The sequence below is a fragment of the Caballeronia sp. Lep1P3 genome, from assembly GCF_022879595.1.
GTDB lineage: Bacteria > Pseudomonadota > Gammaproteobacteria > Burkholderiales > Burkholderiaceae > Caballeronia.
On the sequence record NZ_CP084265.1, the window covers coordinates 14,211 to 40,516 of the forward strand.

Below are 26,306 nucleotides of genomic sequence, written 5' to 3' on the forward strand. Positions count from 1 at the left end.
CAGTCGATTCGACAATCACACAAGTTCACATCAATCGATCGACGAAGAGCGCGCGCGGAAGTGTCCTCAGGCGATCACAAGTGCCCGGCGGCAATGGCACGCTACTTTGCAAAAATTGGGGGTGTAGGTTCCGCCAGCGCGGGGTGCGGTCGGTGCGGGTCCGCGCAAGAAAGCGGCCGCGCAGGGCCGCCAGGTTGCACCCGCTGCTGCGTTGCAGCGGAGTTGGTTATTCATCGACTAACCGAAGAAAGTCACGCCGGCGTTGAGCAACTGATGCAACGCTTCATGCTCGCGACACGCGGCGCGAAAGTCCATGCAACGCTTGGCCATCGGCTTAGATCCGTCGGCCAGCACCACGATGAACCACGCGGCGCCGTCCCACGACAGCCTAATATGTCGTGCGCGGTGCAAGCTCACATCGGCATCCGGGTCGGCAATCTTGGCAAGATAGGCGGCCGCTTCGGCCGCCGCGGGTTGAAAGCTTTCGACCGTCACCAGGCCATCGCAGTGGCGTACGAACATTTTCCAAGTAGCCTGTTTCATGCTGTTATCCTATTTTTGACGCAGTTATTCCAATCGAGTCCGGTCCGGTCCGATTGCTCGCCCTTCGAACTCTGCGGGCCGGTGACGCACGGTGACTTCTCGCGGGCAGATTTCGCTTCCTTCGAAGCCGCCTCTACCCGCGATTTGAAGTTCGTCCCTTAGGCGGCGCTCCACAGCCATTCGTCATTGGCTGCAAGAAAGCCACGGTTCACGAGGGCATAGATCGCTTCTTTGGCGCGCTGCATTTTGTGCTTCGGCTGGCCGTCGGGCATTTGGTTGGCCACCAGTTCAAAAGCGCGATTCAGACGGATGCTCGCGCGGTTCTGCGGCGCAACACCCTCGCCCACGTCGAACGAGTCGCGCAGCGCGGCGGTGACGGCCTCCAACGCGGCCTTTTGATTCTTGCCCTGGGGCATTCTCACGCGCTTGATCGCCTCGGCGGACTCGTCGGGCACCGCGACGCAGCTGGTGATCGGATCGCCATACTCATCGTCGCCCAACGTGACAGTCACGAGACGGAAGCCATAGACGGTTCCCGTTTCATCGTCCTTGGACTTGGCGACGCGCCACTCTCGTTGATCGCCACCGCCGGTCACTTCGATCGCGCCATCAAGCGCTGCGTGCAAGCTTGAATGACCGCGCAGGCCTTTGGCGGCGTCCTTGCCACTGTGATGGACCAACAGCACCACGCCGCCCAGAAGACCCTGCAGGCGCTTCGCGGCGGCGATGATTTTGCCCATGTCGACCGACGAGTTCTCATCAGCGCCCGGCGTGGCACGGTTCAACGTATCGAGCACGACCATGCCACCAGCACCGTTTACTTCGCGGACTGCCGTGGCAAGCGCCACCACCGCGGCAGGATCCAGCAGGTCAAAGGGTTGGGTCATGAATCGGAGGGACTCGGGCAACTTCGATTCGTTGTGCAGCGCCCACGCGCGGACGCGCTTACTCATGCCGGCTTCACCTTCCAGCACGCAGTAGGTGACCGGGCAGCACTCCACGCGACGGCCAAACCAGTCAGAAGCGGCGCCGGCGACCGCCGCAGCAAGCGCAAGCATCAAGAAAGACTTGCCGCTGCCGGGCGCGCCGAACATCGAAAACAGCCCCTCGCGCGAGATGACGCCACGGACCAGCCACTTCAGAGGCGGAGCGTTCGCGAGCTCTTCGGCCGAGCGCAAGCAGTAGTACGAAGGGGCGCATGCGGCTTTCGGGTATTCGGCATGGCGATGGCCGTCACCAGGCGCGTCGCCGCGTGCCATACGCGCCCAATGCACAATGGATCCGATCGTGACGACGTGATGCGCGCGCCCGAAGCTGGCCCATTCCTTTTCGCACAGGCCAGGCTGATACATCGGCTCGCCATTGCGATCCGTCCGCTCGTCCAGCTGCGACCAGTTGTCCCACATCTCGAGCCATGCTTCGTCGCCTTCGCCTTGATGGTGCAGCGCCATGCCAAGCGTCAGCCAGCGCTTGCGATCCCATTCGTCACCGTTCGGGTCGAGCTCGGTCAGAAGTTCGGTCTTGACGCGTGCGGCAGTCCAGCGCGCATCGGGCTCTTTCATCATCAGGCGATCGAACATCGCTTCGTTGCTCGCGAGCTGGTAGTTCCCATGCGCCAGGAATCCCGAGTCAGCAGGAGGTACGGCGGACGGATCGAGAAAACCGTGACCCAGACGGATGTCGGACAAGTACTCAGCCCCGTCGTTCTGGACAGGCATGTACATGGGGCGAGCCGATTGAACCGAGCCAGGGTCCATGCTTGCGCGCGGCAGGCAGCGTGCGACGAGTTCAACGAGTCCACGATAGGCAAGGCTCGAATCGACGTCGCGACTGAGCGGCACGATCAAGCGAAGATGCGGTACTTCGGGCGTGTGCGAACGCGTCGTGTGACAGATGTACGCGCACGGAAGCAGCGGCGCGCCATCGACGAGCGCGGCATACAGTGCTTCGCTGTCGTGGTCGAAGTCGAGCGTAAGCGCGGAGCGAAACTCGATAGGCGAACCGGCGCCATGACCACTGCGACGGTCACCGTAGAACGCACCAAAGACAACGAATGCATCGCCTTGCTTCAGCGCTTGGCGATCGCTTTGGGGCATCTTCATGAAGTCACGATGGTCGACGTTAGCCTGTTCCGGCGACGAGAAAAGGCGCTCCAATTCTGCGTAGTCCAAGGACTTGCGGCTGACTGCAACGTCCGTCACTCGGCTGCCAAACGAAGCCACGACCGGCCGGCGCGGGCCCATCGAAAGCTGTACGTCGTTGATTTTATTGGGTACCATTGCTTTTATCGATTTGGAGTACTTATGGCCCGACTTACTATCTGAGGGTAGGTCGGGTCTTTTGTTTTACGCGACGCGAGTCAGTTGTTCGACGGCATCCGCCGGCCACATCAGGCGACCGTTGGGCAGCTTGACCGGGCGCAGGCAGAAGTAGGCGCCCGTCTGGCAATAACGTTTGCGGATCGACTGGGGACGCAGGCTGAGGCATGCGGCCAGTTCTTCAGTCGAGAGGTACTGCGGCGGAGGGGAAGAGAAGCGAGGTTGCAGTTTCATTTGCGTGCGGCTCCCAATGATGAAAGGTCCGTGTCGCGCGGATCGGAAACGCATGGACGTGGGTCCATCGTTTTCCTCGCGGATCACGTGAAGCCGAACATACATGCCGCAACAGTTCGTGCACTGTTGCGCAACAGTTGCGCCCTTGTAGAGCGGGGCTCTGCGGCCGATTTACGCAACAGTGCAGCGCAACAGTAGGTTCAGCCGTTTCGAGATTTCTTTCCTGGGCGGCGTACTGCCGGAGCGTGCGGAAATGGACTCGCGGCTTTCTTCTCAAACCGCTCTTTAGCGCGCTTGAGGAGCACCGAAATCCGTTGCGGCGCGACGCCGTACTTCTGAGCGAGCTCGGCTTGAGTGCTTCCCTCCCTGGACTCGGCGCGGAGCACGCGAAGCTCGTCATCCGACCACCGCCGCGGTTTCGTCGGTCCTTCTTCCATTTCTGACGAGCCAGCGTTCGGCGCGTCGCCCGCAGACGGCACGAACTCGTTGGGCGGTTTGGGCTCGGTTTCGGGATGCGTCGCGATGTATCTACGCACGAGCTCATCGATTTCTGGATGACGCTCGAGGTCATCCGACACGGCCAGGCTCCACCATTCGATGATCGACCGACGCGCACTCAGATCGCTGCGCTCGATCTTGTCGAAATGGCCCAGCCACAGCGATTGAAACCGATCTTGCATCGAGCCGTCGACAACCGGCCTTCCGTCATCGCCGTCGCGCGTCAGCGGGTGGGATCCGCACAAGAACAGTGCGGCCTCGCGGGCGGAAGCGATCTTCTTCGGGGCGAGCCATTTCTCGTCGTCAATCAACACGCCAAGCCATTCAGCTCTGGTCGTATCGGGCGCGCGCTTTTGCTCGAAGGCGGCTGAGCCTGCTTGCCCCACAAACCAGAACGGCGTGCACTGGTCTTTCTCATCGATGAGTCGAACGGGCCGACGACATTGCGTGCAGATCACGATGGCGCCCGCATCGAGCGGCTCAGACATAGGCGTACGGCTGCTACCGCCGCACGCGCAGGTATTTTGAAGAGTTTCGATCACGCTCAATGTCACTCCGCTGCTTTGTCGAGTCGCAAGCAGAATCTATGCTTCGACGTCGGCTGAAACCGCATATTTTGGCCGATAGCAAGTGCAACCGACGCTTTTCGTTTTTAGTGAAACCCCTAGTTGAAGTCGACTGCGCAACTCGCCGTTGTGGCAGTCGATCGTCGAGGTGCTCTGATCGCGATGTGATGTGACGAGAGAAGAAATGTCCGATCAGCCCGATTCGCCCGCTCCTTATAGCTGGAGCGGGCGAATACGGGCCGTCTCTAGTTTGGATTAGTCAAGTTCGGCGGAACGGAGCAAAAACGGGCAAACCGGACCGTCAGTCGCGATCCTGGCACGGAGCTGTCGGGCGACCGTATGCCCTCCCGAATTACGTCGGGCTCTGCCGAGTCGGCGCCCCACGTCTGCTCGGCATACATGTATCGCGCGCGCGCGCGAAGCCGATCGCCTCTCTCGGGCGTGCACGTCGCTCCCCTACGCCGTCGAAGCGCGATGCAGCACTCTGCAGTGTCCGTGCGATCTTTGAGGAAGTCGGCCCCTCCCTTTGCAGGCGGAACTCGCCTTGAAAGCCATGATTCCAATCAGGAATCCAAGCTGACGAGCGAGTGGCGTCCCCTAGACTGCCGAAGGGAAGAACGGTTGGCCAACACTTTGCGGATCACCAACTTTGACCAAGAGTCCGTGCGATGCATTCGACGCGTCCGAGCCGTGCTCATCTCCCGCTGCGCGTCGCACTCGCGATGCCGCCCGCGGCGCAGGCGCAATCGGACGCGTCCGCGAGCGACTGAGTTGTAGTGGCGCGCCGGCAGACGCTCGATGCCGTCGGCGCGATGGTGTAACACATAGCTACGGTGCTAGTGAGGCTATGCAAACTGCTGAGCGGATAGCGGTTCCAGTTTGCGGAGGGACCGGTTAAATGTTCGACGGCTCAAATCCGGGACCCGGCCAGATAGGAAGTAGATGACGATGAACTCCATGACAGGCCGGACAAGATTACTCAAGGTTCGCTCGTACGCCGGAGTTCACGACCTGCCGCCGCCGAGTACGTCGGAACGGCACCGGTAGTGCCACCCACCGAGGCGAACCGCCGGGCATGTCTAGGGCATATCGGGCCAGAGGCGGTTGAGCTTTCGGAGGTTTCCACGCCGGGAAGTACCTGTAGGTTGAACTCGTTGTGCAGACCACATACGACGCGGCTGATGAGCGGAACGATGTGGTCGACGTGATATGGCGTACCCATCAGCGCGGAAAGTCGTTGCGCCTCTGCATAGAAGTGCGCGATCTTTTTCTTGTCGGCCCACTGCACCGCAGCCTGACGTTTGGCAGACCGTCGTCGCGCGCATTTGTCGTTTTCCTTCTCCGGAGCGCTGCGCGCGTAGCGCTTGCCGGAGGCGGACACCGAGAAGCGCGTGACCCCGCCTTGCCAGGCCGGATTGAGCGGACCGGTGAAGTTTTTTGACCGATCCAGGCTTACTTCGGGGTCCGCTCGATGACACGCATCTGAGCAGTAGGTCCGCCGATCGGCGCGGCTAGGTGAATCCAAAAAAAATTTGCCGCAGAGCTTGCAGTTAATTTGAAGCCGTTTGTCGTTGGGACGCTTCACTTTGTATCCACACTCGCGAGAGCATGTTCGCACCCGCATCAGACTGGGTGGCGTCCGAAACGGTTTGCCGCAAACCTCACAGTCCCGTGTGGTGTTATTACGGGCACGGGCGCAGGCTTTCGTGCAGAAGTTGCCTACGGCGCTCAATACGGCCTCGAATCTGACGCCACACGCCTGGCAGATCCGTTCCGTCCTGCGCCGCTGCTTTTGCCCGATAAGAACACGTGAGCATTCCCAGGAGCAGGTTTGTCGACCCTTTTGCATGCCGGTATTCACGAACTCTTTGCCGCATACGGGGCAGATAAGTGAAGCGGTATTACGGCGCCGCCGTTCCGCTGCTGCGAGCTTGTGGCCGCATAGTTGTCCGCAGGCGCGGTATGCCGATAGTCGAGCTGCGAAGCTCTTCCCGCAAACTTCGCACTGCTTAATTGGCATGGCACGCCTCCACGATTTATCCGATGCCCGTTATGTCTCGAGCCCGGACTCTTCCTACCGATCTAGGTTGCTTCAAGCTTGCTTCACTTGCCGCCAAGCGTTTGTTCGCTACGGAGTCTAGTCAAGAAATTGAGACGGGCAAAGTTAATTCGTGAACCGACGGATTCGCAATCCGCGCTTCACGTTTTGATAATTCTGACCCAGAAACCCGTCAAATCTGGCTTCTAAAGACGTCGGCTTGGCTCTACGAGTCCCGATAAAAAGTGACATGTAACCGCCATGTAACCGAAACGACTGCCTTGCTCATTGCAAAGGACCTCCGATCACGAATACGGAAGGGCATGCTCAACTTTCACCCGACTGCGCGGTGATCCGCGGCACGAAGCAACCGATGGAATTGCGCGCATAGTAAGCGCGCGGGGAAGCTCACCGGGGCGTGCCGATCCGATTGGTAACTGCAGCTCGGCCTCATTCGCACCGTCCTTTTTACATAGGTCTGGCACTAAGGGCACGTATGAGATTTGCCCCCCGGCACCCCCTTTTTGAGATTGCCAGCGGGTCCCATTCGAGAGCATGGGTCCACACAGGGACATCTCGGAAAATTGGATTGCGGCTAGCGGCGGCGCCTCATTTGGTTGCATTAGGGACAGTCGTTCGGACGGTGAAAACCGACGCCGTCCGATATTTCGGTTGAGTTAAGCGCTCTCGCGACGGGCCACCTTAGGCGTGATCCAAGGTTGGATGCAAGAAAGAACAACGGCTCGCGCCTGGTTAGTTCCGAGCTGGCGACGCAAGGCAATCTGTCTATGGAGAAAGCGGCGCTCCTAAAGCACTTTGCGAAAGGTCGGCATCGGGTTGGCCACACAGAGGCGCGGGATCGGAGGGTTGGAACAGATAGTTCGACTGCGCCACACCCGGTATGATTCGCACGCTCGGTTTCGCATAGAGTCACTCAAGCTTAAGAACGACATGTCCCATACCAAAGCCTATTGCTGCCTCGGAACTGTCAATCAGACAACCGCTGACAAAGCACGCGGAATTCATGCTTCCGGTTTCGCTATCGATGACCGCGCCATCGAGCGGTCTTCAAAGTGCCGGTCGCCGGTACCGCAAACTGCGCGAGTAGGATCGCGTTCCTGATTATTGAAATAGCAAGGCAATTTCGATATTCGCAACGTTCCGGGAGAGCAGATCGATCCGCTGGTCGGCATCGCTCGCCGGAGCATCCTGTTCTCGTAGCCGCGCTCGAAAATCGCCGACACGATGACGCGTGCCGGCTTCCGGCCGATCCACCTCGCGGAAATCAACTTCCAGGCGCTGTACGAGCAACGCCTGGCGCAGCTCGCCGGCGCGCAGGTAGGCGCGGGCAACGGCGCGACGCACTAACTCCATCTGACTCTGCCGACCGGAGCCGAGCATGAAAGCAGCCGTTCTCGGCGCCGGCGCGTGGGGCACCGCACTTGCGGGCCACCTCGCAACCCGGCACGACACGAAGCTCTGGGCGCGCGACGCCGCACTCATCGAATCTCTTTCCCGCACGCACGAAAACACCCGCTATTTCGCAGGCGTGAACCTGCCGCCGGCGCTCGAGTTCGAGACGGATCTGGCCGCGGCGCTCGCGCATGGCTCGGCGGACGACGCCTTGTGTGTCGTCGCGACGCCGGTCGCGGGCTTGCGCGCGCTGTGCCGTTCGATGCGGCAGTCCGGCATCGTGCCGGCGCATATCGTCTGGTTGTGCAAAGGCTTCGAGGCCGACACGCAATGCCTGCCCAATGAAGTCGTCGCGGCCGAACTGCCCGAGCATCGCAGCAACGGTACGCTGTCCGGCCCGAGCTTCGCGCGCGAAGTGGGGCAAGGCTTGCCCGTCGCGCTGACGGTGGCGAGCCCGTCGGCGGAACTGGCCGCGCGCACGGTCGCGGCGTTCCATCACGGCGCGATGCGCATCTATACCGGCGACGACATGATCGGCGTCGAAGTGGGCGGCGCGGTGAAAAACGTACTCGCCATCGCGACCGGCATCTCCGACGGCCTCGGCCTCGGCCTCAACGCGCGCGCGGCGCTGATCACGCGCGGGCTCGCGGAGATGTCGCGTCTGGGCGTCGCGCTCGGTGGGCGCGCGGAGACGTTCACCGGGCTGACCGGTCTGGGCGACCTCATCCTCACCGCAACGGGCGATCTGTCGCGCAACCGCACCGTCGGCAAGCAGCTCGCGACGGGACGCACGCTCGACGAGATTCTCGCGGCGCTCGGGCATGTCGCGGAGGGCGTGCGTTGCGCACGCGCCGTGCTCGGCATCGCGCAAACCCACGGCATCGAGATGCCGATCACGCAGGCGGTATGCCGCGTGCTCTTTGATAGCGTGGCGCCGCGCGATGCCGTTCAGGCGCTGCTCAGCAGGGTCTCGAAGGCCGAAGCATCGCGGTTGTATTCATGCTCTCATCAAGGTGTGCAAAACGGCTGACGCACCGTGGAAGAGAACTGACGAGCGTAGCCGGAGAACTGACAAAGGACGTCGCTAGTGCCGTCGCGAGGCAGAGTGCGGCTTTCCGGTCGAGCGTACGGAGTCCGGTTTACAGTGCGAGATTGCCGGAGATAGACAGAACTGGGCGAATCCATCGTCTAACAGTCGTCTCTTCTTCCGGTATATTCCTCTCGGCTTTTACGGCATCCCTATTCGGCATGAGCGCACACTTTGTGACCGTGCCAACCTCGCGCCAAGCATTAATATCTGCGACCGAAAGGAATAGTAGTTATGGTTTCTGTTGAGCGCCGCCGCTTTCTTCGGCGGCTGCTGGCCTCGGCCGGCGCTGCAACGTCACTCGGCGCGCTGCCGGAATCGATCCGGAAAGCCTTGGCCATTCCGGCAGCGACGCGCACGGGCACGATAGCCGACGTCAAGCATGTCGTCGTCCTTATGCAAGAGAACCGTTCATTCGATCACTATTTCGGCCATTTGCGCGGCGTGCGCGGGTACAACGATCGTTTTCCAGTTCCGCTTGCGAACGGGCAACCGGTATGGTCGCAGCCATCGAAGGCGGACCCCACGAAGCGCGTTCTGCCGTTCCACTTCGATACTTCCACCACGAGCGCACAGTGCATCGGCGACCTCGATCATACATGGCATCCGACGCACCGCGCGATCAATGAAGGGCGCAACGATCGCTGGCCCCCAAGCAAGACCGACATGTCGATGGGCTATCATCTTCGCAGCGACATTCCTTTCCACTACGCGCTTGCCGATGCATTCACCGTTTGCGACGCGTACTTTTGCTCGATGCCGGGACCGACACATCCGAATCGCTCGTATCTGATGACGGGCACCATCGATCCGACGGGCACGATGGGCGGGCCACTTCTAGACAACAACGATTACGTCGACAATCGAAGGCCACCGGAGTATCAACTACTGTCGTGGACCACCTATCCAGAGCGCCTGCAAGAAGCAGGCATTTCCTGGCAGATCTATCAACCGGGCACGAGCAACCGCGATATCTATCAAGGCAATTTCGGCACGAATATCCTGCAGAATTTCGAGAAATACATCAATGCGAAGCGCGGCACGCCGCTTCATGATCGCGCGATGACGGCGCGCACCGTATCCGAGTTGCGCGCCGATGTGCTGGCGGGTCGTTTGCCGCAGGTTTCTTGGCTTTGTCCTTCCGCCATCTATTCAGAACATCCGAAGTACATGCCGGCGTTCGGCGCGGAATACATATCACAGGTCATCGATGCGCTCACGGCGAATCCGGAAGTCTGGAGCAAGACGGTGCTTTTCGTGGTCTACGACGAGAACGACGGCTTCTTCGATCACGTTCCGCCGCCGCAGCCGCCCGCCAGCGACGCTCGTGGACGCTCGACGGTGAGTGTTGAAGGCGAGCTTCATACGGTGGTGAACCCGGGGCGCGGGAAGGGCTACACCGCCGATGGACTGCCATACGGCCTCGGGCCTCGGGTACCGATGACGATCGTCTCACCTTGGACTAAGGGTGGATTCGTGTGCTCGCAAGTGTTTGATCATACGTCAATCATTCGCTTCATCGAGGCGCGCTTCGGCGTGCATGAGCCTAACATCACGCCGTGGCGGCGCACGATCACCGGTGATCTGACGTCGGCGTTCGATTTCAAAGCAGCCGACTCCGGCATGCCGTCATTGCCCGACACGGCCGTGCAGATCGCGAAAGCGACGCGGCAATGCATGCTACAGCCGAAGCCTGTGGTGCCGCCGGTGCCCAGTGAGATCCATGCGCAAGAGCCCGGCGTGCGGCGCACGCGGGCACTGCCTTATGAACTTCATGTAAGCGGCGCGCCCGACAAGGACGGGCGCACGTTCGAGCTCACGTTTCACAACGTAGGCAGTCAAGGTGCACATTTCTACGTGTATGCGCTCGACAGTGAGGTCGCCCCATGGCGTTATACAGTCGAATCCGGCAAATCCCTCGCAGCAAGCTTGCCTCTCATGGGATCGGCGAACCGGTACGCTTACGAAGTACACGGACCGAACGGATTTGTGCGACGCCTGCGCGGCAAGTCGGAGGAGCGTTTCATCGATGTGTCGATCGAGTACGACGTCAAGGCCACGAGTCTGCGTGTGAGGCTTTCCAACGCGGGCGATGGGATCGCGCAGATTACCATTGTCGATAACGCCTATGGCGCAACCGCGCGCAAGCTGAGTCTGGAAGCAGGCTCGACGTCCATCGAGACGTGGCCGCTCGAACGCAGCTCACGCTGGTACGACATCAGCGTTACGTCGGCCGCAGATGCCGAGTTCTTGCGCCGCCTTGCAGGCTATATGGAGAACGGCGAGCCGGGAGTCAGCGATCCGGCCGCCACAGAACCTGTCACGACACTGCGCTGATTAGAGCGCATGCAGCGCTGAGCTGAGCCAGGCAACCGACTTCTCTAGGAGCGACGATGTTTCTCCGGAGCCGAACAACATCATCGCGGCTCCCGCTCCTGCGAAACGCATCAGCACGCCATGAGCGAATCCGCGGCGCGGTGCTCGCAGGCTCGACATGACATAGAACGATGCATTGATCTGCGTCGTATGCATCATGTACCGATAAAAGCGCGTAAAAGTCTTCCGATTCGGCTCGACAGACTCCTGCCAGAATGTGTCCATGCTGACTGCTTCGACGATGCCCGGTCGCGCATAGAATGCGGCGCCAGTAACGCACACGGGCACACCGTGATAAAGCGCCTGGAGTCCGACCGTCGAGTTGATCGTTACCACGCCTTTACTGCGCTTTAACAGCGACGGAACATGTCCATCATGAATATAAAGCACTCGCCCGGTCACGCCGTAACGGTTCGTGCCTGCGTCGATTGCGGCGCCGTAGTCGGCGTGTCCGCGTTCGAGCGGATGATGCTTGAACACCAGAAGATCCGTCGCGCATGCATTGCACGCAAAGGACCGGATGGTCGCTTCGATGAACGCTTCATTGTCTTTCCAGTTGCTCGCGTGCACGATCTGGCTGTCCGTGCTGATTTGCAGCGGTACAAGAAAGAAGTCGGGTCCGTACGTGTCGAGCAATGGCGCAATGATTTCACGCTCGGTCGAACGGTAAAGATGCTTACGGTATCCTGAAAGCATCCAGTGGAACATCTCTTTCAAGCGAAACGGTTTATGGTGCTCGTAATGGGGATATAAGCGACGCGAAAGGACGCCAGCGGCGAAATAGAGAAACGAATACCACGCCATTCGCGTAAATGCCCAACGAAATTGGCGTGGCCGCTGAACCTGCGGATACGTCGGCAATTCTGCCGGAACGACGTCCGCTAAATGCGACGCGTGATTGACGCCGCCTTCCTCCATCGTGATCCACCAGGGCCTCACATAGCCTTCTTCGAACACAATGACCGCGATTCCGATATCACGCGCGAGCGTGAGCGCTGCTTCATGCATGGGACGGCATTGCCCGAAGAGCAAGATCGCGCGAATACTTTTTTGCATGACGAGCATATGCAAATAAGCGGGCCAAGCGTCGGCGGTACCGCGATATTCGACCGAGGAGGAGTCTCGATAGAACAGGGAGTCGCCGCCGTTGAAGTTGACCTTAGTGACGGTGGCCCCTAGCTCGCGCATCCGATCCGCTACTTGCCTAAAAAAAGGCCCGTTAGGACCCTGAAGTAAGAGGAGACTTTGGTAACGACCCAATTCGTCGAGCCTTGAAGTGATGAAGGCATGCGCAGGCATTATGCGAATCTTGTGGTAATTTTGACCGATTTATTATCAACCAGCGCAGCGGTCTACGGATTCCGTTTTGTAATAAGGTTGCAACATCTGCATGACGTCTGTTGCAAATCAGCCTAACAACCGCCGATTTCCGTAGGTCTTACTTGGCATCGTTAAGGAATGTAACGCATAATTCATTTTTCACCAATAGTTGTAATAAAGACGTAAAGAAAGATGGCTAAGACGCAGGTGAAGATCGACGGTTGGACCGTTCCGGTAAAAATGACGCGTCGGTTGTGTTTGTGCTTTGGGACGTCCGAGCGCCACGCGGCTCCGAGCGCGACGCCGCGTTCGTTCGTCGATTGCGGTGTTTGTGAAGCAGTTCGTCATGCTTAAAGAGTTGACGGCTGTAGGACCACGCTCGTCGTGGGCGGTTATGCGTTCGGTGATTCACGCGCTGTTCCTGCGCGAAGCCGTCACACGTCTTTCGCTCGGCCGAGGAGGCTGGGTGTGGATCATTATCGAGCAGGGGGAGCATATCGTTCTGCTAGTGGTCTGGCACGGGATCGTGCAGCACCACATGATTCCCGGCGTGAACGTGCCGTTGTTTATTGGCCTTGGCCTGCTACCTTATTACATGATGAAAAGCGCGGCATTGCGGGGTCTCGATGCGATTCCTGCGAACCGCGCCCTCTTCGTCTATCGGCAGATCAAGCCCATCGACGCCGTCATTGCACGGGCTATGCTCGAGGGTCTTATTTACCTTGTGGTCGGAACGGTTTTGATTGTGGCGTTCGCACTGTGCGGGGTGGACGTCTCGGTGGGACATCCGCTGCAAGTCGCGGTCATGTTTGTCCTCTTCTGGCTGTTTGGCTTGGGTATCGGCCTCACGCTGTCCGTCGCCGCCGAGTTGATCCACGAGATTGGGTCGATCGCGCGCATGACATTCGGAATTGTGTATTACGCGTCGAGCGCACTTTATCCTTCCTCGTGGATTCCGGTGTCGTGGCAATCTGTCTATTTTCTGAACCCGGTCGTTCACGCCATTGAGTTCATGCGTGCGGGATACCTCGTGTCTTACCGGCCGAATAATCTCGCCAGTCTTACGTACCTGATGACCTGGATCGGCGCTTGGCTGGTCACTGGTCTTTTCCTGCACGTTCGCTTCGCAAAGCGGTTGGTGGAGCGATGATCGTCGTCAGCAACATGAGCAAGCGTTACCGCGGCAGTAACGACGAGCAGTATGTGCTCAAGAACGTCACCTTGAACATTCCGCGTTCAACCAAGCTTGCCGTGCTCGGCCGTAACGGCGCTGGAAAGTCGACGTTGCTCAACCTTCTCGGTGGCATGGACCGGCCAACGCGTGGAACGGTGTCCCGGCAGTGCCGCGTGTCATGGCCGCTGGGCCTGTCGGGCGGCTTCCAAGGGTCGCTTAGCGGCGCACAGAACGCCAAGTTCATCGCGCGCATACATGGCGTGGATGACGAAATGCTACGCGAACGCATCGGGTTTATTCGCAAGTTTTCAGAACTCAGCGACGCACTGGATCGGCCGGTCAAGAACTATTCGTCGGGCATGCGCTCGCGACTCGCGTTCGCGATATCGCTCGCATTTGACTTCGACGTCTACCTCGTTGACGAACTGACCTCAGTTGGCGACGCGGCGTTTCGAAAGAAGTCGCGCGACGCATTTCGCGGCATCGCGGAGCGCGCCGGACTGATCATGGTCTCGCACGACGAAGCGACACTGAAAGCCTTCTGCGAAAAGGCGCTCTGGCTGCATGAAGGACAGGCCCTCTGGTTCGACGATCTAAAGGAAGGCCTCGCCCGCTATAAAGAGAGTCTGGCAGCATGAATCGAGATCTACCGATGGATGTCATCGCGCCGCGCAAGCGCAAGCTGCGCGAGCATTTGAGGGCTGAGCACTGGCGCCGCTACTGGTTGCGCCTGCTGCTCATCGTGGCGATTAGCCTCGCGTCGCTCTACTGGGGGGCGATCGAGTCCGATCAATACGTTTCTGAAGCGCACATCGTCGTCACCCGCACCAATGTGGAGGCCACAGAGGCGGCAAGCGGCCTGTTGTCGCTGATCTCTGGATCGGGCAGTTCGCGCGACATGATGCTGTTTCGCGACCGGTTGCTCTCGATAGACATGATGCGCAAGCTCGACGATCGGCTCGATATGCGCGCGCACTTCAGCGACCGCAAGCACGACTGGCTCTCGATTCTCTGGGATAGAGCGGCGCCGGATGAGGAGTTTCAGCGTTACTTGCTGGGCCGTGTCGCGGTGACCTACGACGACTACAGTCAGGATCTCGTCGTGACGGCGCAGGCGTATACGCCGCAGATGGCGCAGGCGATCGTACGTATGATGGTCGAAGAGGGCGAGTCGGACCTAAACCGCATGGATAACGCGGTGGCCGAGCAGCAGGTGTCATTTATCGAGAACGAACTGGTCACCATCCGCGACCGCATGTTCGCCGCACAGAAGCGCCTTATCGCCTTCCAGAACGAGAACGGTCTTGCATCGCCGATTGCCACGGCTCAGGGTGTCTCTGAAGTAGTGGACCGACTCGAATCCGAGCGCAGCCAACTCGAAGCGAAGAAGCTCGCGATGCTCGGCTACCTGACGCCGCAGGCTCCGGACATCGTTCAGATTGAAGGGCAGATAAACGCGCTTCAGCAGCAGATCAAGGTCGAGCGCAGTCGGATCGCGTCCAAGAACGGTACGGCACTAAATCACCTTGCCGAGGAGCAGCATCGCCTTCAGGTCGAGGCGACTTTTGCCGAAGACGTCTATAAGACCGGGCTCGCCGCGCTCGAAAAGGCGCGCGTCGATGCGACGCGCAAGATCAAGAGCGTTCAAGTGCTCCAGTCGCCGAGCTTGCCGCAGGCTTCGATGCAGCCGCGACGTCTCTACAACATCGTTGTTTTCGTTATCGTTTCCTTGCTCGTAGCCGGTGTCATCCGCCTGATCGGCGCGATCATCCGCGATCACCGGGATTGACTGATTCATGTTTCGTTCTTTTCTTCTGACCTGTTTCCTCGGCGGCATCTTGGGCATCAGCCACGCGCAGGCCGCCTCGTCCGCGTACGGCGGCGCCGACCTCGCAGGCGAGGCATCGAATATCAGCCGTCTGAGAACCAGCGATTTCGCCAACATGCCTTCGATGGCGCGGGGCAACGCAATGAACGCCGCAGCGCTCGACGCTGGCATGTCGGAGGCCGCCGAGCCTCGCAAGGAAGCGCCGGGCACCACGGCGGCGCGGCTTGCCGCGCTCACGCCTTCGCAGCGCGCCGACTATCAAGCGAACGGGGCGAGCCACGTGTTCGGTGCAAATCTATTCACGGGCGCATTCGCTTATGGATCGTCGGTCGACTTCAATCCGGGATATGTCATCTCGGTGGGCGATCAGCTTCGCGTGCGCATGTGGGGCGGCTACGAGTTCGACTCGGTGCTCACGGTCGACCAGCAAGGCAATATCTTCCTGCCGCACGTTGGGCCGCTGCATGTGGCGGGGGTGACCAATTCCGAGCTTCAGCCGACGGTGACGGGTGCGCTGCGCAAGGTGTTTAGCAGCCGCGTGTCCGTTTACTGCAATCTGCAGATGGCGCAGCCGGTTCGCGTCTATGTGGCGGGCTTCGTGCGGCATCCGGGTATGTACAACGGCACGTCAAACGACAGCGTGCTGCGCTACCTCGATCAGGCGGGCGGCATCGATCCAGGTCGCGGCTCGTTCCTCGACGTGCAGGTAAAGCGCGGCGAGCAGGTGCGCGGCACGATCGATCTCTATGATTTTCTCCTGCGTGGCACGTTGCCTTCAGTCCCGCTCTCCGATGGCGACGTGATCTTTGTCAGCCCGCGCCATAGCACCTTGTCGGTGACGGGCCTCGCGGAAAATGCCAAGCAAATAGAGTTCCTCGGCGAGACCACGCCGCTCGACCGAATCATCGCCGCGGCTCATCCGCAGCCTTCGGCGACGCACGTGCGAATCACGCGCAACACGGGCACAACGCTGAACGTCGAATATGTCGCGCTCTCTGACGCGGGCAACGTCAGGTTGCAAAACGGCGATGTCATCAGCTTCACGGCCGACAAGCAGCCCGGGACGATCACCGTGCGCGTTGAAGGTGAGCATCTGGGCCCGCAGGAATACGTGTTGCCGTACGGCAGCCGCCTTGGCGCACTACTTCGGCAAGTAACAATGACCGAGCGCTCCGCCGTCGACGACCTTCAACTGTTCCGCCCGAGCGTAAAGCTCCGCCAGAAACAGATGCTTGATTCAACGCTCAACCATCTCTCCGAAGCGGTGCTGACCGCACGCTCCGGCACGCAGGAAGAAGCCGCGCTGCGCAAGGATGAAGCGAGTCTCGTGCTGCAATGGGTCGAGCGCGCGAAGCATATCCAGCCGCTGGGCCAGACCGTGGTGGGTAAGCCCGAGATCCGGGATCAGCTTCTGCTCGAAAACGGCGATGTGCTGTTCGTGCCGGTGAAGGACGGCATCGTCCTGGTTGGCGGAGAGGTGCTTTTCCCGACGGCGATCGCGGCAGATTCGAGCTACTCGGTCGAGGACTACATTACAAAGGCCGGTGGTTTCACGCAGGATGCGGATACGTCGCGCGTGGTGGTGGCCCACCTCGACGGCACGTTCAGCGACGGAAAGCGAGACAAGACTGTCGTGGCTGGCGATCAGATCATGGTGTTGCCAAAGGTCGACTTCAAGACCCGCCAGTTTGCGAAGGATGTGTTCCAGATTCTCTACCAAATTGCAATCAGCGCGAAGGTAGCGCTAGGACTGTGATGCATATGCAGTCTTGAAAAGGAAATCTAAGAACAGTGGCCAGTAGCCGGCCTTCGCCGGCAATCCAACCTCGGGGATAGCGATGAGAACAGTCATTACGTACGGAACGTTCGACCTGCTGCATGTAGGTCATCTGAATCTGCTGCGGCGCGCCAAGGCTTTAGGGGACAGGCTCGTGGTCGCGCTCTCGACCGATGAGTTCAATATGAATATGAAGAACAAGCGCACCGTCATTCCGTACGCGGACCGGCGCCACATGCTGGAGGCGTTGCGCTGCGTCGATCTGGTGATCCCCGAGGAAAACTGGGAACAGAAGGCGCTCGACGTGCAACGTTATCAGATCGACACCTTAGTCATGGGCGACGATTGGGTCGGCAAGTTCGATTTTCTCAACGACTATTGCAACGTCGTCTATGTCCCGCGCACGGAGGCGATCTCGTCGACCGAACTGAAGCGTCACATTCGTGACGGCGCGTCCGGCCCTCTTGCGGCCGGCGGCTTCGGCGAGCAGCATGCGAAAAACGGCGACGCCCGCTGGCTCGCGGCCTGAATGCGCTTCATTGAAAAAATGATCGCGCGTCGTCGCACCCGGCTTTGGCTGGCGCGGCTGCTCGATCGCTGCCTTCCGCTCCGCCCGAATCGCGTGGTGTTCGTCACACGGCCGAACGTCGCGATCGCCGGCAATCTGCGTGTCGTGCTCGACGCGCTGGCGGATACGGCTACCAGCGGCACGGCACACCGAGAGCTCGCGGTTTTCAAGGATGGTCCCGTCGCACCGGAGACGGCAGCCGCGCTGGCAGAGAAAGGCGTGAAGGTTTTCGAGTGCTTCAGCATCGAAGCACTGTGTTTCATCGTGTCGAGCGCGACCGTGGTGTTGAGCCATTCGGCGCGCGACGCGTTTCTGCCGGGCCGACGGCGGGGGCGGCGCGTGATTAATCTGTGGCATGGCGTGGCGCTAAAGCGCATCGAGCTTCTGATGGAGCCGCGCGGTGACGCGCAATCACGCACGAGGCGCGCGCTCATGGTCCGCAATGCGCGGCTCTATGATGCACTAATCGCGAGCAGCCCGGTAGATCGGGTCGTGAACGCGCAGGCATTCGGTCTGCCTTTCGAGAAAGTGCATGCGACCGGATTGCCGCGCTTCGACTATCTGCGCGCGGACTGGCCGTTGCCGTGCGATTTGCGGCGCCAGGCCGACGCGCTCGACGCGCAGCTCGCCGGCCGCCGCCTCGTGCTCTATGCGCCGACCTTCCGCGAAACCGCAGATTCGCCGCTAGACTGGATGGATAGCGCCTGCATCGACGCGATTCGCGGTCTGTGCCGGCGCATGGGTCTCCTGTTCGGCCTGCGGCCGCATCCCTACGAGAAGCGGCCGCTTGATACGTTGTGCGACGGCGTCGACATCATTGATGTATCGCCCGCACGCTTTGCCGAGGCTGCGCTGCTGTTGCGCCGCGCAGATGCACTCATCGTCGACTATTCGAGCATCTGGGTCGACTATCTCGCGATGCGCAAGCCCATTCTTGGTCTCGTGCCCGATTACGATCGCTACTGCAGTGAAGAACGAGGCTTCGTCTACACGCAAGAGTCGGTGTTTCCAGGACCGTTGCATCGCGACTGGCAAGCGGTGCTCATTGATCTCGAACGCCTCGCGCACGTAAACTTCGAGCCTGCCGACCCGCATCGTCTGGATTCTGCAGCTGGCCTCTTCCTGCCGCCGGATAGACTCGCGGGTTCCTGCACGCAGCGCTGCATCCAAGTGCTCTTCAACGGACTGGAGCGAGGCGCCGCGCCAGCGCGTGCACTGTCGAGGAGCGCCGCACGATGACACACGCGATTGGTATTGTCTCGCCGGGCATCTGGGGCATTCCGCATCTCGACAGCATGCTTTCGGGAACGCCCGTGCGCGTGCGCGGAAGGTTTGCGGTTCGTAATGCAGGGGTTGCCGCGATCGCCGGATGGGGCGCGAAGCCGAGCGCCGAGCGCGCGCGGCGCCTTGCGCGTGCGTGCAATCTGCCGTACCTCGCGCTGGAGGATGGCTTCCTTCGCTCGCTAGGCCTCGGCGTAAATGGCGCTCCGCCGCTGTCAATCGTCGTGGATGATCTCGGGATTTACTACGATGCGGGCCATCCATCGCGGCTCGAACGTCTAATCGCGGATTGCGGTGCGGACGCGGCCACGCTGCAGGACGCGCGGCGCGGAATCGACGCGATCGTGCGTTATCGTCTTTCGAAGTACAACGACTCCCCCACGTTGCATCTGCCGCCTGCGAAGGCCGGCGGGCGGGTTCTGGTCGTCGATCAGACGGCGGGCGATGTTTCCGTGTCGCTCGGCGGCGCGAACGCCGAAACGTTCGCAAGGATGCTTGCTGCCGCAAAAGCCGAGCATCCCGACGCCGAAGTCTGGGTCAAGACGCATCCCGACGTGTCAAGCGGACGCAAGCGCGGCTATTTCGGCGGCGTAAAGGCGCAAGGGCGCGTGCACGTACTCGCGAAGGCATGCTGCCCGCTTACCCTCCTCGAAGCATTCGATCACGTCTATGTCGTGACCTCGCAACTCGGCTTCGAAGCTTTGATGCTGGGTAAAACCGTTACATGCTTCGGCATGCCGTGGTACGCGGGATGGAGTTTGACCGACGACCGGCATTCCTCCATCGGCGACGTGCGCCGTCGTCGCGGCGTGCCGCGCACGGTCGAGCAACTCTTTGCCGCGGCCTATATCAAATACGCGCGCTATCTCGATCCGGCGAGCGGACAGCCGGGAACACTGTTTCAGGTTATCGACTGGCTCGCGCGCAATCGCGAAATCGACGAAGCGAGCAGCGGCACGCTCTATTGCATCGGCATGAGCTTGTGGAAGCGAGCGGTGATTCACCCGTTTCTGAGCACGCCGTCCAACCGGCTGCGCTTCGTGGCCCGGCTCGGAGTGAAGCAACTCGACGCGCTCGAAGCCGATGCGAAGCTCGTTGTCTGGGGCGGGCGTCATGCAGATCTGTGCCGAGCCGCGAGAGCTCGGGGCATAGGTGTGGCGCGCGTCGAGGATGGTTTCGTGCGCTCGGTCGGTCTCGGATCGGACCTGCGCGGGCCGCTTTCGCTCGCCGTCGACGATGACGGAATCTATTACGACCCCGCCTCGGGCAGCCGAATGGAGCGGCTCGCGCACGAGGTGCGGCTCGACGCTCACGATCGCGAGCGGGCCGCGCGGTTGCGCGAAGCGCTCGTGCGCCTGCGGATCAGCAAGTACAACGTGGGCGCCGCGTATCGCTGCGCGAGCGCGGCAGCCGGGCGGCTGCGCATCCTCGTGCCTGGCCAAGTGGAGGACGACCAATCGATCCTCGCCGGGTCGCCGCATATTCGGCGCAATCTCGATCTGTTGGCGGCGGTTCGCCGAGCGAATCCGCAAGCGTGGATCGTCTACAAACCGCACCCCGATGTCGTGGCGTGCAACCGCAGCGGCGGCGTCGATGCGGCGCTTTCGGCGTCGCTCGCCGATGAGTGTGTGGTCGACGCCAACATTTCCGATTGCATCGCCGAGGTCGACGAAGTGCACACGATGACCTCACTCGCAGGCTTCGAGGCGCTGTTGCGCGGCAGGAAGGTGCACTGCTACGGCGGTCCGTTCTACGCCGGCTGGGGCCTGACCGTCGATCACATGGCGCTGCCGCATCGCACGCGCAAGCTCACGCTGGAAGAGCTCGTGTACGTCGCGTTGTGCGCGTATCCACGCTACCGCCTGCCTGGGGTGCGGGGCTTCTGCGCGGTCGAGGATGCTATCCAGTCGCTTGTCGCGCAGGGCGCGAGCCGTGGGGTTCCGGCGGGCAGCCAACGGCTCAGCAGACAGTGGCGCAAGGGCTTACAGGTGCTTCGCGCTCTCGTGACATCGAAATGAGGCTAGCCGGTTTTCACCGACGTTCCGAAGACGACCATTTGCATACACCATGAATCTCGTCGCGACATACAAAAAGGCAAAGAAGCGCTACGGCGTGTTTCTGCTCAATCGATCGGCCGCAAATCTGCAGTGGATCGCGCAACGATTTCCCAAGTGGGACAATCCGCGGTATCTGCGCGGACTCTGCCTGCTCACGCTCGGCAAAACGGTGGCCGCGGAACAGTCGCTGCGCGAGGCGATCGCGCTGAACCCGACTCGCGCCCATGCACAGTATTTGCTCGGGCTTGCCCTCAGCAACAAGAACAAGTGGTGGCAGGCCGTCGCGGCGTTCGAGGCCGCGGTACATGGCTCGGGCAAACAAGCGCGGTGGCACTACGAGCTCGGCAAGGCTCGCGAGCACATGAAGCGTTTCGACGGAGCGGCCGAGGCCTTCGCCGATGCGGTGGCGTTGAAGCCGAAGCGCTCGGTCTGGCAATACCGGCTCGGACGGGCGCTCGAGCGCGCGGGGAATCTCGCGGGCGCGGAGAAGGCGTATGCCACGGCGACGAAGCTCGATGCGAGCGGACAGTTGCGCAGGCACGGGGTGGGCGCCTGGCATCAGAAGGATGGGCTTTGGATGATGGCGCTCGGGGCTTATGCGAAGCGGTTGAGGCATGCGCCCGAGAGTGCGGAGCTGCGTTATCGGCTTGGACTCGCCAATGAACGAAGCTATGAGTGGGATGCGGCGGAAACGTGCTATCGGCGGGCGCTGCTGCTTCTGCGCAAGCCGAAGGCCGACTGGAGCTACCGACTTGCCTTCGTGCTTGAGCGTCAGCAGAAATGGGGCGACGCAGCACAGGCTTACAACGCGTCGGTCATCGGGGACGCGACGCACCGGCCGTACCGGAACTACCGGCTGGGCTATGTGCTCTCGAAAGCGGGTGATCATCGCGCGGCGTGCGCGGCATTTTTGAACTCACGCAAGAACGTCGCGTATGTCGTTCAGAATCCCACTAATCTCGGGCTGCGCGATCGCGACGCTTGGCACCTCAAAATTGCACAACTGGAGCTGAGAATCGCGGCCGACGCCACCGATCAAAACCTTTATGTGCAACTCGCCCGCGCTCACGAAGCGATGGGCGACTGGGAGGCGGCGGCGCGCGCCTATCGCGCGGCGCTGCTCCGCTGCAGTGACTTCAAGTCCGACTGGTATTACCGTCTGGGACGCGCGTTGACGCAGGCGGGTCGATACGAAGAGGCCTGCGAGGCGTTCATCGAGACGGTGGTGTTCAAGTTGCCGCACGGCGTCGACGAGAGGGATTACAAATCGGTCGTGGTCGTCAAGGCCTTGCAGTACAGCGAGTATTACGAAACCCTCGCGGTCACCGACAACGTGATTCTCTATGAGAGCTTCGGCGGCAACTCGATGAGCTGCAATCCCTACGCGATGTTCAAGCGGATCGTCGATGATCCGCACTATCGCTCCTGGCTGCACATCTGGGTGCTGAATGATCGCAGCCGAATTCCCCACGAGTATCGAACGCGCAATAACGTCGTCTTTGTGGCCAAGGATTCGGACCGATATCGGCGCCATCTTGCGAGCGCCAAGTATCTCGTGAACAACTCGACCTTTCCGCCGTACTTCATCCGCAAGGAAACCCAGCGCTATCTGAATACGTGGCATGGCACGCCGCTTAAAGCGATGGGGCTCGATATCAGCAACAACTTCATGGAGCATCGCAACTCCGCGCGCAATCTGCTCCAGGCCAGCCACATGCTGAGTCCGAACGCGCATACATCGCGCATTCTGCTTGAGAAATTCGACGTCGCGAGCTTCTTCCCTGGAAAGATGCTGGAGGCAGGCTATCCGCGCATCGATGCGACGCTGAATCTTGCTTCGTCCGCGCAGGCTGCCTTGCGTGAACGACTCGGGTTGTCAACCAATCAGCCGGTCGTGCTGTACGCGCCGACTTGGCGGGGCGTGCTCGGCAAGGAGCAGGTCGAGTTCGAGCGACTGGCAGCCGATCTCAAACGACTTGGTGCATTGCCGTGTCAAGTGTTATTCAAAGGGCATAACTTCGTCGAGAAGAAGCTGGCTGGCCAAAAGACTCCTGGCATATCCGTCGTGCCGGGCGACATCGACGCGAACGAGTTACTGTCGATTGTCGATATCCTGGTTACGGACTATTCAAGCATCTTCTTCGACTTCATTCCGACGCAACGCCCCATTCTCTATTACACGTACGACTACGAGCAGTACGCGGCCGAGCGCGGCCTCTATTTCGACTTCGGCGAAATGCCGGGCACGCAGTGCTTCGACATCGATGCGTTGTGTTCGAAGATCGCCGTCCTGACCGGCTCCTGGCCTGTATTCGAAGAGCAATACGAGAAGGCGATTGCGCGCTTCTGTCCGTACGATGACGGCAATGCAACGGATCGAGCCATTGACTTTTTCCTGCGCGACGCGAACGTCGGCAAGGTGATTACGGCTCGCCACGATCGTCCGCGATTGTTGTTCTTCGGTGGTCACTTTGCGCCCAACGGCATCACTTCTTCGTTCGTGAGCCTGCTCAACGGCCTGCGCGACGCGGGGCGCCACGATGTGGTCGCGCTGATCGACTCAGGGCAGGTTGCGGGTAATCCGGTCCATCGACAGAAATTCGCGGATATAGCCGGAAGAGTTCCCGTCGTCGCACGTGCTGGCGCGATGACAGTGACGCTCGAGGAACGACGAATCGTCGACCGGTCCGAGGATGCTCCGGACGGTTACATGAACGCCGAACGCAAGAGCGTGCAGGCGCGTGCATTCCGCCGCGAGTTCCGCCGGATGTTCGGTGAATCGGGGTTCGATGCCTTCGTTCAGTTCGATGGCTACAGCCACTTCTGGACGTCGCTTCTGGCCGAGGCCGGTACACCGGACAACACACGGTTGATTTATCTGCACAACAATATGATCGAGGAGTGCAGGGTCAGATTTCCTAAGCTCGAGTCTCTGTTCGGCCTCTACGATCGGTTCGACAAGCTTATTTCGGTTTCGGCCAGCGTACACGAGCAGAACCTCAGCGCGCTCGCGCGCCGCTTCTCACTCGATCCGGGCCGTTTCGAGTTTCTCAACAACACGATAGACGCGGACCGGGTTCTGAAACTCGCTGATGAGGAGGTCGATCCTACTTTAACCTCGTGGATCGGTGCGTCTCGCGTGGTCGTGACGGTTGGCAGGCTCTCGCCGGAAAAAGGTCAGGAGAAGCTCATCCGTGCGTTTGCGAAGGTGCGCGCACACATGCCCGACGTGAAGTTGGTGATCGTCGGCGAAGGGCCCCAGCGAGCACATCTCGAAGGCGCGCTGGCCGAACTGGGTGCAACCGGCTATGTCCGGCTGGCCGGCGGGTACGGGAATCCATTCCCTATCATCCAACGCGCAGACGCTTTCATTTTGTCGTCTGATCACGAAGGCCAGGGCCTCGTCCTGCTCGAAGCGCTCACGCTCGGCAAGCAGGTGGTATCGACCGACATTCCCGGCCCGCATAGCGTACTCGAAGGCGGCTATGGCCTGCTCGTCGAGAACACCGAGAGCGGCGTCGTGCATGGTTTGACGGAGTTGCTCAATGGTTGGACCGCGCCGAAGCGCTTCGACACACGCCAGTATCAGGCGGAAGCGCTGCGCGCCTTCATGACGCTGATCGAGCGGTATGCGCCGGCGCCCACCGACGTGTTGGCGCGCATGGAAGCGCAAGTCGAGCCCGTCTGAACCGAACGACCGAATCGCCGATGCTCGACACACTGAAAGAACGCATAGCCGGCGTCATGCTGATGACAGTCATCGTGCCGCTCGCCGTGCTCGGCTATTTGCTGATCGTCTATGTCGGCTTCTTCGGCAAGACAGAGCGGGGCCGTGCCGGCGTGCGCGCGCTCGATCATTTCGTCAACGCCACTGTGTTCAACGGCTATGCATGGGAATCGATTTCGTCTCATGCCTGGCGCGAGCGCGACCGCAGGTGGGCGAAATTCATCATCGCGGTGACCGAACGCTTCCAGACCGACCATTGCCGCCGCGCGAACAAGCGCGAGCAGCCTGTCGTCGATCTGGTGTTGCGCAAGCGACTGCACGACCGGACCCTGTGATGGACAAGAACCCAGCCATCGGCGACAGCGCCTGCGTACAGGCACGCCGAGTCTACTACGTGAGCGGCTTCGACCCTCGCGGTCCCGGCTACTATCACCGGCTTTACCGTGAAGAGGCGGTCAGGCAGGCGGCGCTGCTAGGCGTCGCGATCAAGACCGGCCCGCGCACGCGCAAGAACCAGTACGCGAGCGTATGGCATGTCGACGCCAACTGGGAAGGGCGTTCGGTTTCGACCGAGTATCAGTTCCTGCACTGGGACGATATTGTGCGCAACAACTGGGAGCGCAATCTGGCGAAGCTCGTATTGAATAGTCTCGTGAGCTTCTTCCAGTTTGCGCAATGCGGCGCGTGGGCGCAACTACGCCGCGACTTCCGCGGCCCGTTCCTAAGTGCAATCTATCCGCACGCGTGCCTGGTCCTCATTATGCTGTTCTCGTTCGTGGCGGGATTCGTCGCCGCGGGTCTCGTCGCGCGCTTAAGCGGTCACGGCGCGCTGGGCGTCGCGTGCGGCTTCGTGACTGCGGCGGCCTTGTGTATCGGCGGCGTGCGTCTCGCGGATCGTTCGGCCGTCTTCTGGCTGCTCAGGATTTACGATTTCGTCGGCGCATGGAACGAGGAAAAGCAACGACAAGTCGAGGCGCGCGCCGGCGAGCTCGCAAGGCACATTCTGGATGAGCAAGGCCGCGCGCCGTGCGACGAGGTGCTAATCATCGGCCACAGCGTCGGGTCGATTGTCGCGGTGATGGTTGGCGCGCGTCTATCCACGCTCGCGCGCGCCGGCGAGCATACCAACCTGTCGGTTCTCACGCTGGGGCAGTGCATTCCGCTGCTTGGGATGCAGCCTTCGGCCGAACGATTTCGCGCCTGCCTGCGTACGCTCGCTGACCATCGCGAGTTCCAGTGGCTAGACATGAATGCGCGCGCCGACGCCCTCGCCTTCTCGCAGGTTAATCCGCTCGACGCGTCGGGTGTCACGGGGGCCCTGATCGGTCGTCCCGTCGCACAAGTGGTCCGCCCGTTTCGAATGTTCCATGATGCCACCTGGAAGAAGATCCAGCGCGACAAGATGCGTCTTCATTTCCAGTATCTGATGGCGAGCGAGTTGCCCAATCAATACGACTACTTCCGCATGACGGCGGGCCCAAATCGCCTTGAGCCCTATTGA

At 60.7% G+C, this 26,306-nt stretch carries 18 protein-coding genes and 1 pseudogene; 13 read left to right on the forward strand and 6 right to left on the reverse strand.

What is annotated here, in order from left to right; all coding sequences use genetic code 11:
* Positions 1-237: 237 nt before the first annotated feature.
* From LDZ27_RS00075 to LDZ27_RS00095, 5 genes are all read right to left on the reverse strand, one after another.
* Entirely contained in the window at positions 238-543 is a 306-nt protein-coding gene (locus LDZ27_RS00075; protein ID WP_244814773.1) for a hypothetical protein, read from the reverse strand.
* A 158-nt stretch (positions 544-701) separates the two neighbouring features.
* Positions 702-2,822 carry an AAA family ATPase gene (locus tag LDZ27_RS00080; protein WP_244814774.1) on the reverse strand — a complete coding sequence of 707 codons (2,121 nt, stop codon included), beginning with the start codon at positions 2,820-2,822 and terminating at the stop codon, positions 702-704.
* Between the two features lie 66 nt (positions 2,823-2,888).
* The gene (locus LDZ27_RS00085; protein WP_244814775.1) at positions 2,889-3,095 is read right to left on the reverse strand and encodes a DNA-binding protein; all 207 of its coding nucleotides are present in this window, start codon (positions 3,093-3,095) and stop codon (positions 2,889-2,891) included.
* 200 nt (positions 3,096-3,295) lie between these two features.
* Positions 3,296-4,141, reverse strand: coding sequence for a hypothetical protein (locus tag LDZ27_RS00090; RefSeq protein ID WP_244814776.1), 846 nt, complete (start codon positions 4,139-4,141; stop codon positions 3,296-3,298).
* Positions 4,142-5,138: 997 nt separating this feature from the next.
* Positions 5,139-5,744, reverse strand: coding sequence for a hypothetical protein (locus LDZ27_RS00095; RefSeq protein WP_244814777.1), 606 nt, complete (start codon positions 5,742-5,744; stop codon positions 5,139-5,141).
* 1,514 nt (positions 5,745-7,258) lie between these two features.
* On the opposite strand from LDZ27_RS00095, the pseudogene LDZ27_RS00100 reads away from it, so the two are divergent.
* The 3 genes and pseudogenes from LDZ27_RS00100 to LDZ27_RS00110 all read left to right on the forward strand — a co-directional run.
* Positions 7,259-7,565 (forward strand): annotated as a pseudogene (locus LDZ27_RS00100) (protein-export chaperone SecB); the annotation flags it as partial.
* A 31-nt stretch (positions 7,566-7,596) separates the two neighbouring features.
* Positions 7,597-8,640 carry an NAD(P)H-dependent glycerol-3-phosphate dehydrogenase gene (locus LDZ27_RS00105; RefSeq protein WP_244814778.1) on the forward strand — a complete coding sequence of 348 codons (1,044 nt, stop codon included), beginning with the start codon at positions 7,597-7,599 and terminating at the stop codon, positions 8,638-8,640.
* A 291-nt stretch (positions 8,641-8,931) separates the two neighbouring features.
* Positions 8,932-11,034 carry a phosphocholine-specific phospholipase C gene (locus LDZ27_RS00110; RefSeq protein WP_244814779.1) on the forward strand — a complete coding sequence of 701 codons (2,103 nt, stop codon included), beginning with the start codon at positions 8,932-8,934 and terminating at the stop codon, positions 11,032-11,034.
* Here the strand turns inward: LDZ27_RS00110 and LDZ27_RS00115 are convergent, their stop codons facing one another.
* Positions 11,035-12,372, reverse strand: a complete 1,338-nt coding sequence (locus tag LDZ27_RS00115; RefSeq protein ID WP_244814780.1) for a capsule biosynthesis protein — start codon at positions 12,370-12,372, stop codon at positions 11,035-11,037.
* A 352-nt stretch (positions 12,373-12,724) separates the two neighbouring features.
* Between LDZ27_RS00115 and LDZ27_RS00120 the strand changes: the two genes are divergently transcribed.
* The 10 genes from LDZ27_RS00120 (at position 12,725) to LDZ27_RS00165 (ending at position 26,306) form a co-directional block, all read left to right on the forward strand.
* Positions 12,725-13,543 (forward strand): ABC transporter permease, encoded by an 819-nt coding sequence (locus LDZ27_RS00120; RefSeq protein ID WP_244814781.1) that lies wholly within the window; start codon positions 12,725-12,727, stop codon positions 13,541-13,543.
* Positions 13,540-14,205, forward strand: coding sequence for an ABC transporter ATP-binding protein (locus tag LDZ27_RS00125; RefSeq protein ID WP_244814782.1), 666 nt, complete (start codon positions 13,540-13,542; stop codon positions 14,203-14,205). Before LDZ27_RS00120 ends, LDZ27_RS00125 begins: the two co-directional genes overlap by 4 nt.
* A gap of 14 nt (positions 14,206-14,219) precedes the next feature.
* On the forward strand, positions 14,220-15,356 hold the full coding sequence (locus LDZ27_RS00130; protein ID WP_244814783.1) for a chain-length determining protein: 1,137 nt from the start codon (positions 14,220-14,222) through the stop codon (positions 15,354-15,356).
* A 7-nt stretch (positions 15,357-15,363) separates the two neighbouring features.
* A complete protein-coding gene (locus tag LDZ27_RS00135; protein WP_244814784.1) occupies positions 15,364-17,151 on the forward strand; it encodes a polysaccharide biosynthesis/export family protein in 1,788 nt (595 codons plus the stop codon).
* Between the two features lie 82 nt (positions 17,152-17,233).
* Positions 17,234-17,701 (forward strand): glycerol-3-phosphate cytidylyltransferase, encoded by a 468-nt coding sequence (tagD, locus tag LDZ27_RS00140; RefSeq protein ID WP_370653328.1) that lies wholly within the window; start codon positions 17,234-17,236, stop codon positions 17,699-17,701.
* 96 nt (positions 17,702-17,797) lie between these two features.
* Positions 17,798-18,979 carry a CDP-glycerol glycerophosphotransferase family protein gene (locus tag LDZ27_RS00145; protein WP_244814785.1) on the forward strand — a complete coding sequence of 394 codons (1,182 nt, stop codon included), beginning with the start codon at positions 17,798-17,800 and terminating at the stop codon, positions 18,977-18,979.
* Positions 18,976-21,039 carry a capsular polysaccharide biosynthesis protein gene (locus LDZ27_RS00150; RefSeq protein ID WP_244814786.1) on the forward strand — a complete coding sequence of 688 codons (2,064 nt, stop codon included), beginning with the start codon at positions 18,976-18,978 and terminating at the stop codon, positions 21,037-21,039. Before LDZ27_RS00145 ends, LDZ27_RS00150 begins: the two co-directional genes overlap by 4 nt.
* 49 nt (positions 21,040-21,088) lie before the next feature.
* Positions 21,089-24,766 (forward strand): CDP-glycerol glycerophosphotransferase family protein, encoded by a 3,678-nt coding sequence (locus LDZ27_RS00155; protein WP_244814787.1) that lies wholly within the window; start codon positions 21,089-21,091, stop codon positions 24,764-24,766.
* A gap of 74 nt (positions 24,767-24,840) precedes the next feature.
* Positions 24,841-25,140: a hypothetical protein gene (locus LDZ27_RS00160; protein WP_244814788.1), complete on the forward strand. Its 300-nt coding sequence runs from the start codon at positions 24,841-24,843 to the stop codon at positions 25,138-25,140.
* Positions 25,140-26,306 (forward strand): hypothetical protein, encoded by a 1,167-nt coding sequence (locus tag LDZ27_RS00165; protein WP_244816160.1) that lies wholly within the window; start codon positions 25,140-25,142, stop codon positions 26,304-26,306. The genes LDZ27_RS00160 and LDZ27_RS00165 overlap by 1 nt, the downstream gene beginning before the upstream one ends.

What these genes read in the sequence shown, in the direction of transcription:
- LDZ27_RS00115 (WP_244814780.1), bottom strand. Translation starts at nt 12,372, where the DNA reads ATGCCTGCGCATGCCTTCATCACTTCAAGGCTCGACGAATTGGGTCGT.
- LDZ27_RS00125 (WP_244814782.1), top strand. Translation starts at nt 13,540, where the DNA reads ATGATCGTCGTCAGCAACATGAGCAAGCGTTACCGCGGCAGTAACGAC.
- tagD (WP_370653328.1), top strand. Translation starts at nt 17,234, where the DNA reads ATGAGAACAGTCATTACGTACGGAACGTTCGACCTGCTGCATGTAGGT.
- LDZ27_RS00105 (WP_244814778.1), top strand. Translation starts at nt 7,597, where the DNA reads ATGAAAGCAGCCGTTCTCGGCGCCGGCGCGTGGGGCACCGCACTTGCG.
- LDZ27_RS00075 (WP_244814773.1), bottom strand. Translation starts at nt 543, where the DNA reads ATGAAACAGGCTACTTGGAAAATGTTCGTACGCCACTGCGATGGCCTG.
- LDZ27_RS00165 (WP_244816160.1), top strand. Translation starts at nt 25,140, where the DNA reads ATGGACAAGAACCCAGCCATCGGCGACAGCGCCTGCGTACAGGCACGC.
- LDZ27_RS00150 (WP_244814786.1), top strand. Translation starts at nt 18,976, where the DNA reads ATGACACACGCGATTGGTATTGTCTCGCCGGGCATCTGGGGCATTCCG.
- LDZ27_RS00130 (WP_244814783.1), top strand. Translation starts at nt 14,220, where the DNA reads ATGGATGTCATCGCGCCGCGCAAGCGCAAGCTGCGCGAGCATTTGAGG.
- LDZ27_RS00135 (WP_244814784.1), top strand. Translation starts at nt 15,364, where the DNA reads ATGTTTCGTTCTTTTCTTCTGACCTGTTTCCTCGGCGGCATCTTGGGC.
- LDZ27_RS00110 (WP_244814779.1), top strand. Translation starts at nt 8,932, where the DNA reads ATGGTTTCTGTTGAGCGCCGCCGCTTTCTTCGGCGGCTGCTGGCCTCG.
- LDZ27_RS00155 (WP_244814787.1), top strand. Translation starts at nt 21,089, where the DNA reads ATGAATCTCGTCGCGACATACAAAAAGGCAAAGAAGCGCTACGGCGTG.
- LDZ27_RS00085 (WP_244814775.1), bottom strand. Translation starts at nt 3,095, where the DNA reads ATGAAACTGCAACCTCGCTTCTCTTCCCCTCCGCCGCAGTACCTCTCG.
- LDZ27_RS00080 (WP_244814774.1), bottom strand. Translation starts at nt 2,822, where the DNA reads ATGGTACCCAATAAAATCAACGACGTACAGCTTTCGATGGGCCCGCGC.